This is a genomic window from Promicromonospora sp. NPDC050262, from assembly GCF_040655935.1.
Lineage (GTDB): Bacteria > Actinomycetota > Actinomycetes > Actinomycetales > Cellulomonadaceae > Promicromonospora.
In genome coordinates this window covers 72,822-86,230 of record NZ_JBFAKX010000014.1, presented here as the reverse complement: position 1 = coordinate 86,230, position 13,409 = coordinate 72,822, and the positions used below count along the sequence as shown (strand labels likewise).

The following is a 13,409-nucleotide window of genomic DNA, read 5'->3' as shown; positions in this document are numbered from 1 at the left end:
CTGTGCGGGGCGGTGGTCAGCGGGGGCAGAGGTAGGCGGCCGTCCGCGGGCGGACGCCGTCGGGGCCGGTCCAGGCGGCCGGACCCGACGCGACCCGCACCCAGCCGAGGCGTTCGTACAGGCGGACGGCCGGCCCGCAGTCGTCCACGACGTCGAGCACGAGCCGCCGTCCGCGCCGCGTGGGCGTGTCCTCGACGCGCTCCAGCAGGGCAGAGGCGATACGGGAGCCGCGCGCCTTCGGCGTCACGAACAGGCGGCTCACGCCGGCGAGCCCGGTCACGGACGTCCGCGCGGCGGCCGCGAGCTCCTCAATGTGCTCGACGCCGTCCGCGGCGACGAGCATGACGTGGCCGACCACGACGCCGTCGGCCAGCGCGACCCATGCCCCGATCCACCCCGCCGGAGTGAGCCACGCGACCGGGTCGTCGGGCCAGACCATGGGGTAGCCGTCGCTCTCGTGCACCTGCCGCAGCGCCTCGACGACCCGGTCGAGATGAGCCGAGTGGCGCTGGGCGATCAGGAGGTCGGGCACGGGCTCAAGGTATCCGACGCCCGGTGGGACCGGCGCCCGGGCGTCGGACCGCGGCCGTCGTCCTCACCGGAAGTGTCCCCGCTTGACGGCCAGCCGGATCGCCGTCCGGTAGCCGGAGGGCAGGTTCAGGGCGTCGGCCTCGCCGGGCGTGACGAGGACCAGTTCCTTGTGCTCGTCGCTGAAGGTGGGCGCGGCGTCGCCGTCGTACTCGGCGAGGAGCGTCAGGACGAAGACGTGGCGGTGCGGGAACACGCGGTAGACCCAGCTGTGGACGGGGTCGCCGACCGTGACGTCCCAGGCGAGCTCCTCCTGGATCTCGCGGGCCAGGCACTGCGCCGGATCCTCGCCGAGGTCGAGCTTGCCGCCGGGCAGCTCCCATTCGTCGCGTTCGTTGCGCAGGAGGGGGAGCCGACCACGCCAGCCGATCACCGCCTTGACCGAGACCGGGAGCTGGTACTCGAAGTACCCCGGATTGCGTTCGACCAGGTAGGGCTCCTCGGGGGAGCGGGTGTTGAGCATGGGACCGTCCTACCGCACCGGCCGCTCACGCACGATCTCGGCGCGTCCGTCCGGCGCGCCGGCGGATGCTTCTCCGGACGATTGTTCAACCTTTCTGGACGATTGTTCAAAATGCGGTGAGGCCCTTTCCCGGAACTCCGGAAAAGGGCCTCACCGTGTATCTCAGTCGTTTCTCACGGCGCTGGCGTCAGCGTCATGTTCATCCGGCCGGGAGCGGGACGGGGAGCGGGACGGGCAGCCCGCCGCCGAGGGCGCCCAGCAGGGTGCTGAGCAGGCCGCCGACCGCGTCCAGCAGCGAGCTCAGGAGGCCGCCGGTCGGCAGGGGGACCGGGAGCTCCGGGATCGGGAGGTCGTCGACCGGAAGGTCCGGCACGGGGAGGTCGTCGACCGGGAGGTCCGGAACCGGGAGGTCGTCGATCGGGGCGTCGACCGGGAGGTCGGGCACCGGTGCGTCGACGGGCAGATCCGGCACGGGTGCGTCGACCGGCAGGTCAGGCACCGGAGCATCGACGGGAAGGTCGGGGACGGGCGCGTCCACGGGAACGTCGGGCACCGGTGCGTCGACCGGTACGTCAGGGACCGGTGCGTCCACAGGAACGTCCGGCACGGGTGCGTCGACGGGAACGTCGGGCACCGGTGCGTCGACCGGGGTGTCGGCTGCTGGGGCGTCGACGGGAGCGTCGGCTGCCGGGGCGTCGACCGGATCGGTCGCGCCGATGAGGTGGGCCGCGGGCAGGTAGGCCCCCGGCTGCACCATCGCGCTCGCACCTGTTGCTGCCGTGCAGACCAGGCCGGCCGAGATGGCCAGCACCGTTCCCGCCCGACTGATGACACGGAATCCTCGGATCATTGTGTTTCCCCTCGAATCGCTCCGCCGGAACAATGGTGTTGCACGCAGGCGTGGGTTCACCGCGAAATAGCGTCAGACGGGGTTTTCATCCTGTCAATCGGAACGTGACCTGGAACACCCGGAATGAAACAAGACATTCCAGGACCGAACTCTGCGACAGGTCGTCATTAATAGCCGTAACCCCGACATCACAACGGTGATATCTCGTGGTTGCCTGGAAGCCGCCCGGGTGGTTCCGGGGCAGGACAATTGCCTTGGCTCGACGCCGCCCGGGTGCGTACCGTCGCCGCCGATGAGCACTCCGAAGCGACAGGTGCGGGCCGTCCACGACGCCGACACGATCACCGTCTATCAGGCCTACCCGCCCGCGATCGCCGACGCCGCCCTGCGGGCCGGCCTGTTCGTGCCGCCGTTCAAGCGCGAGCGGATGACCTGGGTCAAGCCGTCGTTCTGCTGGATGATGTACCGCTGCGGCTGGGCGACGAAGCCCGGCCAGGAGCGGGTCCTCGCGGTGCGCATGTCGCGCACCGGCTTCGAGCAGGCTCTCCGCACGGCCGCCCTGAGCCACTTCGACCGCTCGCTGCACGACGACGCCGCGGCCTGGGCCGCGCAGAAGGCGTCCAGCCCGGTGCGGGTGCAGTGGGACCCGGAGCGGACGCCGTCGGGCCGTGCGCTGGAGCACCGGTCCCTGCAGGTCGGGATCGGCGGCGTGGCCGTGGACGCCTACGTGGACGAGTGGGTGGTCGGCCTGGAGGACGTCACCGACCAGGTCCGCGCCTGGCGCGCCGAGCTGATGGCGGGCGGCTCGCCCGCGTTGCCGCAGGAGACGCCGTACACGTTGCCGGCGGACGTGGCGGCACGGATCGGGGCGGACGGATAAAGCCCTCGGTGCGCAGGGGCCCGCCGTGCCACGATCCCGCCCATGACGACGACGACCTTGTGGCGACCGACCGGGCCGCGTGAGCTGGCCCTGGTCGAGGAGTCGGGCTGGCGCGCCTGGCCGCCGCGGCTGCCGGACCAGCCGATCTTCTACCCGGTGCTGAACGAGGGCTACGCCACGCGCATCGCGCGCGACTGGAACGTCCGAGCCAGCGGTGTGGGCTACGTGACGCGGTTCGACGTCGCCACGGAGTTCCTCGACCGCTACGAGGTCCAGCAGGTCGGCGGGCGGACGATCCTCGAGTACTGGATCCCCGCGGCGGACCTGGGCGAGCTGAACGCCAACATCGTGGGGCGGATCGAGGTCGTGGCGGAGTTCCGCTGACGCCCGCTGTTCCGGGCGTGCGGCGCTAGACCTGCGGGCGGAGCGTCGCGAAGCTGCGGTCGAGCAGCTCGCTCGCGGTGGTGCCGTCGTCGGCGTTCGCCCAGGTGGTGAGGGCGACGTCGAAGCAGGCGAGCGCCGACTGGACGATGATCTCGGCGCGGAACGCGGCGTCGTCGTCGGGCAGGCGGGCCGCGACGAGCGGTGTGAGCATGCGCGCCCACAGGAGGTGCTTCTCCAGGCTGCGGGCGCGCAGCGACGCTGCGCTGACGAGCACGCGCATGGCGAGCTTGCCGCGGTCGTCGTCGCCGCCCCGGTGGGGCGCCTGGCTGACCAGCGCCTCGAAGGCGATGCGGAGCGAGTCCCAGACGGGCTCGTCCTGGGGGCGGCCGGCCAGGACGTCGCGCACGAACTCGCCGCCGCGCGCCGGGTCGCCGATGACGACGTCCTCCTTGGCGGGGAAGTAGCGGTGGAAGGTGCGCGCGGACATGCCCGCCGCAGCGGCGATCTGCTCGACGGTCACCTGCTCGAAGCCGCGCTCGGCGAACAGCTCGAGCGCGATCTCGGTGATGCGCGCGCGCACGGCGTCGCGGCTGATCTCGCGCAGGCTCTGGCCGCTGCTCGGTCTGCTGCTCGTCGTGCTCGACATGCCCTCAGAGTAGCGCTGATGTCACTTGTGTCAGGCTCTGACAGAAGCGGCGTATGCTGACACTCGGGTTCGAGCCGGGTTCTCGGACCCGAACCTCGACCAAGGAGTGGGAACCATGGAGCAACGCACGCTGGGCACGCAGGGTCTGACTGTCTCCGCACTGGGCTACGGCGCGATGGGGACGGCGATGGCCTACGGGCCGACGGACGACACCGAGTCGATCGCGGCGATCCGTCGCGCCCACGACGAGGGTGTGAACTTCTTCGACACCGCGGAGCTGTACGGCTGGGGGGTGGGGGAGAAGCTGCTCGGCCACGCGCTCGCGCCGATCCGGGACGAGGTGGTGATCGCGACGAAGTTCGGCTTCACGTCGACGTACGGCTCCGACTCGCGTCCCGAGCACATCCGCGAGGTGGTCGACAACAGCCTGAAGAACCTCGGCGTCGACACGATCGACGTGCTCTACCAGCACGTCCCCGACCCGGCCGTTCCGATCGAGGACGTCGTGGGCGTGATGCAGGAGTACGTGGAGGCCGGCAAGGTCAAGTACCTCGGGCTCTCGAACGCCGACGAGGACACGATCCGCCGGGCGCACGCCGTGCATCCGATCTCGGTGCTGCAGAACGAGTACTCGATCTTCGCCCGCGACTCGGAGCCGCTGCTGCCGGTGCTGGAGGAGCTTGGCATCGGGTTCGTCGCCTTCTCGCCGCTGGCCCGCGGCTTCCTCAGTGGCGCTGTCCGGCCCCGGAACGAGCTCGACGCGAGCGACGTGCGTCAGATGATCGGCTGGTGGGCGCCGGAGAACTTCGGCACCAACGTGGAGATCGCACGCCGGCTGACCGAGGTCGCAGCGGACAAGGGGATCACGCTCTCGCAGCTCGCGCTCGGCTGGCTGCTGGCGCAGCGGGACTACGTGGTGCCGATCCCGGGCTCCCGCGATGCCGGCCGGGTCAGCCAGAACAACGCCTCCGCGCAGGTGCGGCTCACCGCTGAGGACCTCGCGCGCATCGCGGAGATCGCGCCCGACGGCGGGGCGGGCAGCCGGGGGCGCTGATCTCGTGCTGGCGCCTGCGGCGGGCGGCGCCTCGTGGTGCCCGCCCCGACCCGTGGTGGGACGGGGCGGGCGCCGTCACATCCGGTCGGGCGCGGCGAGACCCAGCAGGTCGAGCCCGGTCGCCAGGGTGCGGCCCGTCAGCTCGCACAGGGCCAGACGGCCTGCGCGGACGGCGTCGTCGTCGGCCCGGAGGACCGGGCACCGGTCGTAGAACTCGGTGTACGCGCGGGCCAGGTCGAACAGGTAGCCGGCGAGGCGGTGCGGTTCGAGCGTGACGGCGACGTCGTCGAGCGTCGCCGCGAGCTCGTCCAGCGTGAGGGCCAGCGCCCGTTCGGCCGGGTGCAGGGGGAGGGTCGGGTCGACCGGCCGGCCGAGCTCGACCCCGGCGTCGGCCGCCTTGCGCAGGATCGAGCGGACGCGCGCGTACGCGTACTGGAGGTAGACGCCGGTGTTGCCGTTCAGCGCCACCATGCGGTCGACGTCGAAGACGTAGTCCTTGGTGCGCGTGTTCGACAGGTCGGCGTACTTCACCGCGCCGATGCCCGCCGCCTGCGCCACACGCTCGAACTCCTCCGGCGTGAGCCCGTGGTCCTTCTCGGCCAGCTCCGCGCGGGCCCGCTCGACGGCCTGGTCCAGCAGGTCGTCGAGGCGCACCGTCCCGCCGTCGCGCGTCTTGAACGGCTTGCCGTCAGCGCCCAGCACGGTGCCGAACGGGACGTGGGTCGCGGCGACGTCGTCGGGCAGCCAGCCGGCGCGGCGGGCGACGTCGAAGACCATCCGGAAGTGCAGCGCCTGCCGCGCGTCGACGACGTAGAGGATGCGGGTGGCGTGGTACTCCTCGACGCGCAGGCGCACCGTGGCGAGGTCGGTGGCGGCGTAGCCGAATCCGCCGTCCTTCTTGCGCACGATGAGCGGGACGGGATCGCCGTCGGGTCCGACGACGCCGTCGGTGAAGGCGCACAGGGCGCCGTCGGAGTCGACGGCGATGCCCTGGGCCACGAGCTCGTCGACGACGCCCCGGAGGTCGGCGTTGTAGCGGGACTCGCCGTCGGCGTCGGCCGGGGTGAGCAGGATGCCGAGGCGGTCGTAGACGGCCTGGAAGGCGGCCTCGGACTCGGCGACGAGCTCGCGCCAGGTCGAGAGCGTGGCTTCGTCACCGGACTGGAGCAGGACGACACGGGCCCGGGCGCGGTCGGCGAAGCCAGGGTCTGTGTCGAACGCGGCCCGGGCCGCGCGGTAGAGCGCGTCCAGGGCGGACATGGAGGCCTCGCCCTGCCAGGTCCGCTCGGGGTGCTCGTCGATGAACTGGATGAGCATGCCGAACTGGGTACCCCAGTCGCCCACGTGGTTCTGGCGGATCACGGTCGCGCCGAGGTGCGCCAGGACGCGGGCCAGGGTGTCGCCGATGATCGTGGAGCGCAGGTGGCCCACGTGCATCTCCTTGGCCACGTTGGGCGCGGAGTAGTCGATGACGGTGCGCTCGCCGTCGTGCGTCGTGGCGATGCCCAGACTCTCGTCGGCGAGGCGCGCGGCGACCTGCCGCCAGAGGGTGGCGGCCGGGACGGTGAGGTTGAGGAAGCCGGGGCCGGAGACCTCGGCGGTGACGGCGGCGTTGGCGACGCCCTCGGCCTTGGCCTCGGCGACGGAGCCGCCGAGGCGGTCGGCCGTGGCCGTGGCGAGGTCGCGCGGGGCGCGTCCCACGCGCTTGGCGACGGCGAGCGGTCCGTTCGCCTGGAAGTCGGCGCGGTCGGATCGTCGGACCACCGGGTCGGTGCCGGCCAGCTCGGCCGGGAGCACCTCGGTCAGGGCGGCCCGGACGGCCGCCTCCACCTGGTCCTTGATCGCGACGACGTGGGACACGCGGGGCTTCTCCTCGTGGGGTGTGTGGGGTGGTGGGCCCGGCCCTGGGGTGGGCGGGTCGGGTCAGTCTAGGGATCGCCGACGGCGTCGTCCCGATGTATTACGCGGGCCGGATGGCGGGGGTGCGACCTGGTGTGGGCGACGGCATGGATGGACGCCGCGAACGACGTGATCTCGCCCCTGCTCGGCCTGCCGCGTCTACCGGTCGCAGAACTGCCCGCCTACTCCGGTGACATCGGGGACGACAGCTTGCAGTGGAAGACGAGGGCGCTGGTCCGGAGCGCGGCCGGGCGGCCGTTCGTGTGGGTGGATGACGTGATCGGGGACGCCGACCGGTTGTGGGTCGCGGACGAGCACCCGGGAGCGGCGCTCCTGCACCGGGTGGACTCGGCGTACGGAGTTGCTGCTGCCGACCTGGCCGTGATCGCGGAGTGGTTGCGCACGACACGGACTGACCCGTGACGGGTCAGCAGGCGCTCCGCCAGGGCTCGGCGACGACCTGGGCGTCGTCCGCGTACAGGATGCGGCCTGGATCGATGGTCCGGATCTCGCGCCAGCCGACGCCGTACCGGTCGAGCAGGTCCAGGTAACCACGAGTGAGGTCGAGCAGCTCGAGCGCGTCGGCGCGGAAGAACGCGCGCGCACCGGGGTGCCGGTCGCGGTCGTAGACGCTCGGGGTGACGGATGCCGGGTCCGCGTAAGCCGCGTTCATGAGGTCGTTGTGCGTGCGCCACCAGGCACGGTCCGCCGCCGACAGCCGCCCGGAGTGCGCGAGGCCGTTCGCCAGTGCGAAGACACCCGGGTAGGACATACGGCGGTTCGGTTCGCTCGCCTGGAAGCGGACGTAGTCCACGAGCGGCTGCAGGTCGTCCAGCCTGCCGGTGATGTCGGCCCAGTCGTCATCCGGGGTCGCGGTGAGGTCCTGGTACCGGGCGCCCAGCACGAAGTCGTCGACGAACGTGGCGAGATCGTCGGTGAGCCGGCGGAACGCGGTCCCGTCACTCCAGTGGCCGCCGGGTTCGCCGTCGACCAGCCACACGGAGCTGTCGTCGTCGTTCACGACGAGCAGGTCGACGTCGTTCACGTCGCCGACCACGTGCCAGGTACCCGGCGGCGGGTCCTGCCCCAGGGCGAGTCCGGCGAACGGGTCGTACCCCGACAGCAAAGGCCCCTCGTTCAGCCGGACGACGCCGAGCACGAAGCCGTTGGCGACCCGGAGCAGGTCGGCGTGATCGGGGTGAACGCCGGTTGGCAGGTCGACTGCTGGTCCCCAGACCTGGTGGTTCATCGCCAGGCCATCGTCGCGCTCCAGCAGGAGGCGCACCTGGACCAGGCGCCGGGCTACGGTCTCGGGCAGGGGCACGAGGCGAGGATAGGGCCTAGCCCTCCAGCCGCTCCTGAAGCACGACGGTCACGTCATCGCCCTCCTCCTTGCCGATCGCCCTGCGCACGTCGGCCTTCACGGGCAGCTTGTGGGTGCCGTCGCCCAACGCCATGAACGAGCTCCGGAACGGGTGGCCGTCGATCGTGCCCCGTACCTTGACCAGGCCGCGCGTGCCGAAGAAGTCGACGGACCCCGGCCACACGACGTAGGTCCAGCCGCCCTTGTCCGGGCCCTTCTGCAGGGTCGCGGTGAACTGCTCGTGCATCCCGGTACCGTCCGTTCGCCAGCCGTCGATGAGGTTCCACGATGGCACGGCGTCGCGAGACCGCCAGCGGTCACGACTCCAGCCACCGCAGGATCGCCAGCACCCGCCGGTTGTACCCGTCCGCCGCCACCAGCTCGAGCTTGTCGAAGATAGCGTTCGAGTGCTTCTCCACCGCCGAGGTCGAGATGAACAGCGCTCGGGCGATCCCCGCGTTGGTCCGCCCCTCGGCCATCAGTGCCAGCACCTCCCGCTCTCGCTCGCTCAGCATCCCGAGCCGGTGCGACGTGTCCCGGAACAGCTGCCCCACCACCTCGGGGTCCAGCACCAGGCCCCCGGACCGCACCCGGTCGAGAGCCTCCAGGAAGTCGTCCACGCCCATCACGCGGTCCTTGAGCAGGTAGCCGACGGCGCGTGCGTCCTCGCCCAGCAGCACCTGCGTGAACTGCCGCTCGACATACTGCGAGAGCACGAGGATGCCGACGTCCGGCCAGCGCTCCCGGATCGTGGCCGCCGCTCGCACGCCCTCGTCGGTGTGGGTCGGCGGCATGCGGACGTCCAGCACGACGACGTCGGGTCGCTCGGCCGCCAGCCGGTTCAGCAGGCCCTCCGCGGAGCCGTAGGCAGCGACGACGTCGTGGCCCTCGTCCGCCAGGAGGCTGCGGATACCTTCCCGCAGCAGGGTGGAGTCCTCGGCCAGCATCACGCGCACGGCAGCGTCACCTCGATCCGTGTGGGGCCGCCCACCGGGCTTTCGATGGTCAGTGCGCCACCCGCGGCGGCCGCACGGCCGGCCAGCCCGGCGAGCCCGTGGCCAGGGCGGGGTGCTGCGCCGCCCCCGCCGTCGTCGCTGATCACCACGCGCACGATGTCGGCCTCCGGGTTCGTGTCGTCGGCGAGGCGCACCGTCACCCGTGCCCCCGCGGCCCCCGAGTGCTTCGCCACGTTCGTCAGCGCCTCCGCCACCACGTAGTACACCGTCGTCTCCACCGCGGCCGGCAGCCGCACCGGGACCGCCCAGTCCAATGCCGTCGGCACCGCGGTGTGCGACACGAGCTGTCGCAGCACCGGCTCCAGCCCGTGCGTGTCCAGCGTGGTGGGTCGTACCCGCCAGGCGACGTCGCGCAGGTCGGTCACCAGCTGCTCCGCCTCGCGCCCCGCCTGCTCCAGCAGCAGGGAGCCCGCCGAACCGGGCCCGGCCAGCCGCCGTGCCCGGTTGACCAGCAGCCCGAGGGCCACGGCGCGCTGCTGCACGCCGTCGTGCAGGTCCCGCTCGATACGGCCGCGTTCCGCGTCGAGCGCCGACAGCAGGTCCGCGCGACTGACCGTCAGCTCCTCGACCTGTGCCGCCAGGCGTTCGCTGCGGCTCGGCGACAACCACCGGGCGGCGGTCCACCGGTCCAGCAGGCCCACCCCGAACAGTCCCATGAGGTCCAGGTACAGCAGGATCGCGCCGATGGGCACCAGGACGATCACGTCCCACGTGGAGAGACCGTCGCCCTGGACCGCCGCGTCCACGGTGAGGCGCACGTCGAACAGCCAGGACGCCAGGCTCACGACCACACCGAACACGCCGTACGCCAGCAGCCCCAGCACCAGCAGGCTCAGCGAGCTCATGCCGACGCGCAGCGCGAGGTACGCGGGGGCGCGCCAGGAGGTGAGCGGGGCGCCGTCGTCGGACCAGTCGAAGAACCGGACCGCGCGCCGGCGGTGCCACGCGACCACGGCACGAACCGGCCCGGGTGGCGCCGGGCGGCCGGCCGTCACGAGCGCCAGCACCGCGCAGAACAGGTCGGCCGGCCAGGTGACGGCGCCGAGGGCAGCACCCCACATCACCCGTGCGGGGGTGCTGTGTCGAGCGGCGGGGGCTGGGTTCACCTCGCCAGGATAGGGACGGCGGCGGCCGGGCGGACTGCGGAAAACCACACGTCACCTGCGGCATACCCCCACGCTGTGACGGACTACCACAGTCCGCCGACCCTCCGCGGCCGAATAGCGTAGGGGCATGACGACACAAAGCTTCGCCACGACCGTCGCCGACTGGGCCGTCGGGCTCATGGAGACCCTCGGCGCACCGGGCGCAGGCGTAGCGATCGCCCTCGAGAACCTCTTCCCGCCCCTTCCGAGCGAGGTGATCCTGCCGCTGGCAGGCTTTACAGCGGCGCAGGGCACCCTCGTGCTGTGGCACGTGCTCGTCTGGACCACGGCGGGGTCGGTGGTCGGTGCGCTCCTCCTGTACGGGCTCGGCGCGTGGCTCGGGCGGGACCGCCTGCGCAGCATCGTCGACCGGATGCCGCTCGTGAAGCTGGAGGACGTCGACAAGGCGGAGACCTGGTTCAACCGGCACGGCGACTGGGCGGTGCTCATCGGCCGCGTCATCCCGATCGTGCGCAGCCTCATCTCCATCCCGGCCGGTGTGGAGCGCATGCCGTTGTCACGCTTCCTGCTGTTCACGACGCTCGGCTCGGGCGTGTGGAACACCCTGCTGGTCGGCGCCGGCTACCTGCTGGGGGACCAGTGGCACATCGTCGAGGAGAGCGTCGGCGTGTTCCAGAAGGTCGTCATCGTCGTGGCCGTCCTGCTGATCGTGTGGTGGCTGGTCAAGACGCTGCGCAACCCGGACCGGCCGCGCCATGCCCGCCAGCGCTGATCGGGCATGATGCAACCGTGACTGACGACCGCACCGCCCAGACCCTCCGCTCCATCGCCCCCTACCTCGCCGACTGGGCCTCGTTCCAGGCCGCGTACCACGGCATCCCCGGCCTGCAGCTCGCCGTCGGACGCCGCGGCGAGGTGTTCGTCGACCTCGCCTGGGGCAAGGCCGACGTCGAGACGGGGGAGGACCTCACCAGCGACCACCTGTTCCGTGTCGCGTCGCACTCCAAGACGTTCACCGGCGTCATGGTGATGCAGCTCGTGGAGCGCGGCGAGCTGCGGCTCGACGACCGGGTGGGCGACCTCGTGCCGGAGCTGGACGGCTCGCGCGCCGCCGGCGTCACCGTCCGGGAGCTGCTCGGCCACCAGGCCGGGATCATCCGCGACTCCTCCGACGGCGACTTCTGGCAGCACCACCGGCCCTTCCTCGACCGCGCCGAGGTGCTGGAGTGCGTGCGCGCCGAGGGCGTCGTGTTCGAGCCGAACGAGCACTTCAAGTACACGAACATCGGGTACAGCCTGCTCGGGATCATCATCGAGCAGGTCACGGGCAAGACGTACGACGAGGTGGCACGCGTCGCCGTCGTCGAGCCGCTGGGCCTGACGCGGACCGGGACCGAGCTGGACCCCGCCCGTGCCGCCGAGTACGCCGCCGGCCACACCGGGCGGATCGCCCACGGCGACGCACGCCGGGTCATCCCGCACGTCGACACCCGTGCGATGGCCGCGGCGACCGGCTGGTACTCCACGGCGACGGAGATGGTCCGCTACGGCGCCGCGCACGTGTACGGCGACACGACCCTGATCAGCGACGCCAGCAAGCGCATCATGCAGCGCGACGAGTCCCGGGTCGCGGTGCGCGGCAAGGAGCTCGGCCGCTACGGCGTCGGCATCGAGGTCGGCAAGGTCGGGGACCGCGAGGTCGTCGGCCACTCCGGCGGCTACCCGGGGCACATCACCCGCACCTGGATCGACCCCGTGGACGGGATCGTGGTCTCCGCCCTGACCAACGCCGTCGACGGCACCGCCGGGCAGATCGCCAACGGCGTGATCCAGCTGATCAACCTGGCGCTCGCGGCGGCGGACGAGGTGGCGGCCGGCGGGGTCGTCGCGGGTGCCTCCGGCAAGGGCGGCGACCCGGCGCCGGGAGTCCCTGCGGACGCGCCCGTCGGGCGGTTCGCCAACCTGTGGGGCGTGGCCGACGTCGTGGACCTCGGCGGGATCCTGCACACGATCAACGTGCGCGCCGCCGAGCCCGCCGAGGTCGCGCAGCGGCTGGTCGTGTCCGACGGCCGGCTGGTGCAGGAGCCGGTCGCCGGGTTCGGCACGGTGGGCGAGCCGGTCCAGACGGACCGCGACGCCGACGGAGAGATCGTCTCGGTCCGCATCGGCGCGATGACGTCCTGGCCGATCGAGCAGTACCGGAGCCGCACGGCCGGGTAGCGCCGGACGACGGGGTGGTGACCCCCGCCTCGCGGTAGCGTTGTCAGGTGACTTTCAGCGAGGGCGGGCAGTTCGAGGGCGGCCGGGTCCGCAAGGGCGGCGGGCGCCGGGGCGCCGTCGGCGCGGGTGTCGGCGGCGGTGCGGCGCTCGTCATCGCGCTCCTGTACATGGTGCTGACCGGCAACAGTCCGGCCGACATCCTCGGGACCACCACCGACAGCGGGGGCGGCGGCGAGCAGGGCTACATCGGCGCGTGCACCGCCGAGCAGGCGAACGCCGACCCCGAGTGCCGGCTCAACGCCGCCGTGGACTCGCTGGACGTCTACTGGGCCGAGACGCTCCCGGAGCAGGGCGGCGTGGAGTACGAGCTGCCCGAGGTCGTCAGCTTCACCGGTGCGGTCGACACCGGCTGCGGTTCCGCGACGTCGGCCACGGGGCCGTTCTACTGCCCGGCCGACACGACCGTGTACGAGGACCTCTCGTTCTACGACCAGCTCTCCAGCCAGTTCGGCGCCGAGGGCGGGCCGCTGGCGGAGATGTACGTGACGGCGCACGAGTTCGGGCACCACATCGAGAACCAGCTCGGGCTGTTCGAGCGGGCCGACCGGTCGGGCACCGGCCCCGAGTCGGACTCCGTGCGCATCGAGCTCATGGCGGACTGCCTCGCCGGGATGTGGGCCGGCAACGCCGCGACCACCGAGGACCCGGACACGGGCGTTCCGTTCCTTCAGCCCATCTCGCAGGCGGAGCTGGAGCAGGCGCTGTCCGCCGCCGCGGCCGTGGGCGACGACAACATCCAGCGCCGCTCCGGCGGCGACGTGAACCCCGAGGCGTTCTCGCACGGCTCCAGCCAGCAGCGCGTGCGGTGGTTCTCGATCGGCTACGACGGCGGCACGATCCAGGACTGCAACGCCCTGGACGCGCGCACCCTCTGAGGTTA

The 13,409-nt window shown here is 72.0% G+C and carries 16 protein-coding genes; 7 read left to right on the top strand and 9 right to left on the bottom strand.

Annotation, left to right across the window (positions count from 1 at the left end):
• Nucleotides 1-16: 16 nt before the first annotated feature.
• From AB0I29_RS20120 to AB0I29_RS20110, 3 genes are all read right to left on the bottom strand, one after another.
• Entirely contained in the window at nucleotides 17-532 is a 516-nt protein-coding gene (locus AB0I29_RS20120; RefSeq protein WP_357484844.1) for a GNAT family N-acetyltransferase, read from the bottom strand.
• A 63-nt stretch (nucleotides 533-595) separates the two neighbouring features.
• The gene (locus AB0I29_RS20115; protein WP_357484841.1) at nucleotides 596-1,051 is read right to left on the bottom strand and encodes an NUDIX domain-containing protein; all 456 of its coding nucleotides are present in this window, start codon (nucleotides 1,049-1,051) and stop codon (nucleotides 596-598) included.
• 199 nt (nucleotides 1,052-1,250) lie between these two features.
• A complete protein-coding gene (locus AB0I29_RS20110; RefSeq protein WP_357484838.1) occupies nucleotides 1,251-1,901 on the bottom strand; it encodes a hypothetical protein in 651 nt (216 codons plus the stop codon).
• Between the two features lie 292 nt (nucleotides 1,902-2,193).
• Here AB0I29_RS20110 and AB0I29_RS20105 point away from each other — a divergent pair, with 292 nt between their 5' ends.
• Both AB0I29_RS20105 and AB0I29_RS20100 read left to right on the top strand, forming a co-directional pair.
• On the top strand, nucleotides 2,194-2,781 hold the full coding sequence (locus tag AB0I29_RS20105; RefSeq protein WP_357484835.1) for a DUF4291 domain-containing protein: 588 nt from the start codon (nucleotides 2,194-2,196) through the stop codon (nucleotides 2,779-2,781).
• 42 nt (nucleotides 2,782-2,823) lie between these two features.
• The gene (locus AB0I29_RS20100; RefSeq protein WP_357484832.1) at nucleotides 2,824-3,165 is read left to right on the top strand and encodes a hypothetical protein; all 342 of its coding nucleotides are present in this window, start codon (nucleotides 2,824-2,826) and stop codon (nucleotides 3,163-3,165) included.
• A gap of 25 nt (nucleotides 3,166-3,190) precedes the next feature.
• Here AB0I29_RS20100 and AB0I29_RS20095 read toward each other — a convergent pair whose 3' ends face one another.
• The gene (locus tag AB0I29_RS20095) at nucleotides 3,191-3,811 is read right to left on the bottom strand and encodes a TetR family transcriptional regulator (RefSeq protein WP_357484829.1); all 621 of its coding nucleotides are present in this window, start codon (nucleotides 3,809-3,811) and stop codon (nucleotides 3,191-3,193) included.
• A 115-nt stretch (nucleotides 3,812-3,926) separates the two neighbouring features.
• Here AB0I29_RS20095 and AB0I29_RS20090 point away from each other — a divergent pair, with 115 nt between their 5' ends.
• Nucleotides 3,927-4,865 (top strand): aldo/keto reductase, encoded by a 939-nt coding sequence (locus AB0I29_RS20090; RefSeq protein WP_357484826.1) that lies wholly within the window; start codon nucleotides 3,927-3,929, stop codon nucleotides 4,863-4,865.
• A gap of 75 nt (nucleotides 4,866-4,940) precedes the next feature.
• Here the strand turns inward: AB0I29_RS20090 and argS are convergent, their stop codons facing one another.
• Nucleotides 4,941-6,725 (bottom strand): arginine--tRNA ligase, encoded by a 1,785-nt coding sequence (argS, locus tag AB0I29_RS20085; protein WP_357484823.1) that lies wholly within the window; start codon nucleotides 6,723-6,725, stop codon nucleotides 4,941-4,943.
• Between the two features lie 132 nt (nucleotides 6,726-6,857).
• Between argS and AB0I29_RS20080 the strand changes: the two genes are divergently transcribed.
• Nucleotides 6,858-7,187, top strand: a complete 330-nt coding sequence (locus AB0I29_RS20080) for a hypothetical protein (RefSeq protein WP_357484820.1) — start codon at nucleotides 6,858-6,860, stop codon at nucleotides 7,185-7,187.
• 4 nt (nucleotides 7,188-7,191) lie between these two features.
• Here the strand turns inward: AB0I29_RS20080 and AB0I29_RS20075 are convergent, their stop codons facing one another.
• From AB0I29_RS20075 to AB0I29_RS20060, 4 genes are all read right to left on the bottom strand, one after another.
• The gene (locus tag AB0I29_RS20075) at nucleotides 7,192-8,088 is read right to left on the bottom strand and encodes a hypothetical protein (RefSeq protein ID WP_357484817.1); all 897 of its coding nucleotides are present in this window, start codon (nucleotides 8,086-8,088) and stop codon (nucleotides 7,192-7,194) included.
• A gap of 16 nt (nucleotides 8,089-8,104) precedes the next feature.
• Nucleotides 8,105-8,374, bottom strand: a complete 270-nt coding sequence (locus AB0I29_RS20070) for a DUF1905 domain-containing protein (protein WP_357484814.1) — start codon at nucleotides 8,372-8,374, stop codon at nucleotides 8,105-8,107.
• A 70-nt stretch (nucleotides 8,375-8,444) separates the two neighbouring features.
• Complete coding sequence (locus AB0I29_RS20065) at nucleotides 8,445-9,074, bottom strand: response regulator transcription factor (RefSeq protein ID WP_350224598.1); 630 nt, start codon at nucleotides 9,072-9,074, stop codon at nucleotides 8,445-8,447.
• On the bottom strand, nucleotides 9,074-10,249 hold the full coding sequence (locus tag AB0I29_RS20060; protein WP_357484811.1) for a histidine kinase: 1,176 nt from the start codon (nucleotides 10,247-10,249) through the stop codon (nucleotides 9,074-9,076). Before AB0I29_RS20060 ends, AB0I29_RS20065 begins: the two co-directional genes overlap by 1 nt.
• A 127-nt stretch (nucleotides 10,250-10,376) precedes the next feature.
• Between AB0I29_RS20060 and AB0I29_RS20055 the strand changes: the two genes are divergently transcribed.
• From AB0I29_RS20055 to AB0I29_RS20045, 3 genes are read left to right on the top strand one after another with little or no spacing between them, the layout of a single operon-like run.
• The gene (locus AB0I29_RS20055) at nucleotides 10,377-11,021 is read left to right on the top strand and encodes a DedA family protein (protein ID WP_357484808.1); all 645 of its coding nucleotides are present in this window, start codon (nucleotides 10,377-10,379) and stop codon (nucleotides 11,019-11,021) included.
• A gap of 17 nt (nucleotides 11,022-11,038) precedes the next feature.
• On the top strand, nucleotides 11,039-12,469 hold the full coding sequence (locus tag AB0I29_RS20050; protein WP_357484805.1) for a serine hydrolase domain-containing protein: 1,431 nt from the start codon (nucleotides 11,039-11,041) through the stop codon (nucleotides 12,467-12,469).
• A 47-nt stretch (nucleotides 12,470-12,516) separates the two neighbouring features.
• The gene (locus tag AB0I29_RS20045) at nucleotides 12,517-13,404 is read left to right on the top strand and encodes a neutral zinc metallopeptidase (RefSeq protein WP_357484802.1); all 888 of its coding nucleotides are present in this window, start codon (nucleotides 12,517-12,519) and stop codon (nucleotides 13,402-13,404) included.
• Nucleotides 13,405-13,409 lie beyond the last annotated feature (5 nt).

Coding starts and splice junctions, on each gene's coding strand:
- AB0I29_RS20115 (WP_357484841.1), bottom strand. CDS start 1,051: ATGCTCAACACCCGCTCCCCCGAGGAGCCCTACCTGGTCGAACGCAAT.
- AB0I29_RS20110 (WP_357484838.1), bottom strand. CDS start 1,901: ATGATCCGAGGATTCCGTGTCATCAGTCGGGCGGGAACGGTGCTGGCC.
- AB0I29_RS20105 (WP_357484835.1), top strand. CDS start 2,194: ATGAGCACTCCGAAGCGACAGGTGCGGGCCGTCCACGACGCCGACACG.
- AB0I29_RS20100 (WP_357484832.1), top strand. CDS start 2,824: ATGACGACGACGACCTTGTGGCGACCGACCGGGCCGCGTGAGCTGGCC.
- AB0I29_RS20095 (WP_357484829.1), bottom strand. CDS start 3,811: ATGTCGAGCACGACGAGCAGCAGACCGAGCAGCGGCCAGAGCCTGCGC.
- AB0I29_RS20090 (WP_357484826.1), top strand. CDS start 3,927: ATGGAGCAACGCACGCTGGGCACGCAGGGTCTGACTGTCTCCGCACTG.
- AB0I29_RS20070 (WP_357484814.1), bottom strand. CDS start 8,374: ATGCACGAGCAGTTCACCGCGACCCTGCAGAAGGGCCCGGACAAGGGC.
- AB0I29_RS20065 (WP_350224598.1), bottom strand. CDS start 9,074: ATGCTGGCCGAGGACTCCACCCTGCTGCGGGAAGGTATCCGCAGCCTC.
- AB0I29_RS20055 (WP_357484808.1), top strand. CDS start 10,377: ATGACGACACAAAGCTTCGCCACGACCGTCGCCGACTGGGCCGTCGGG.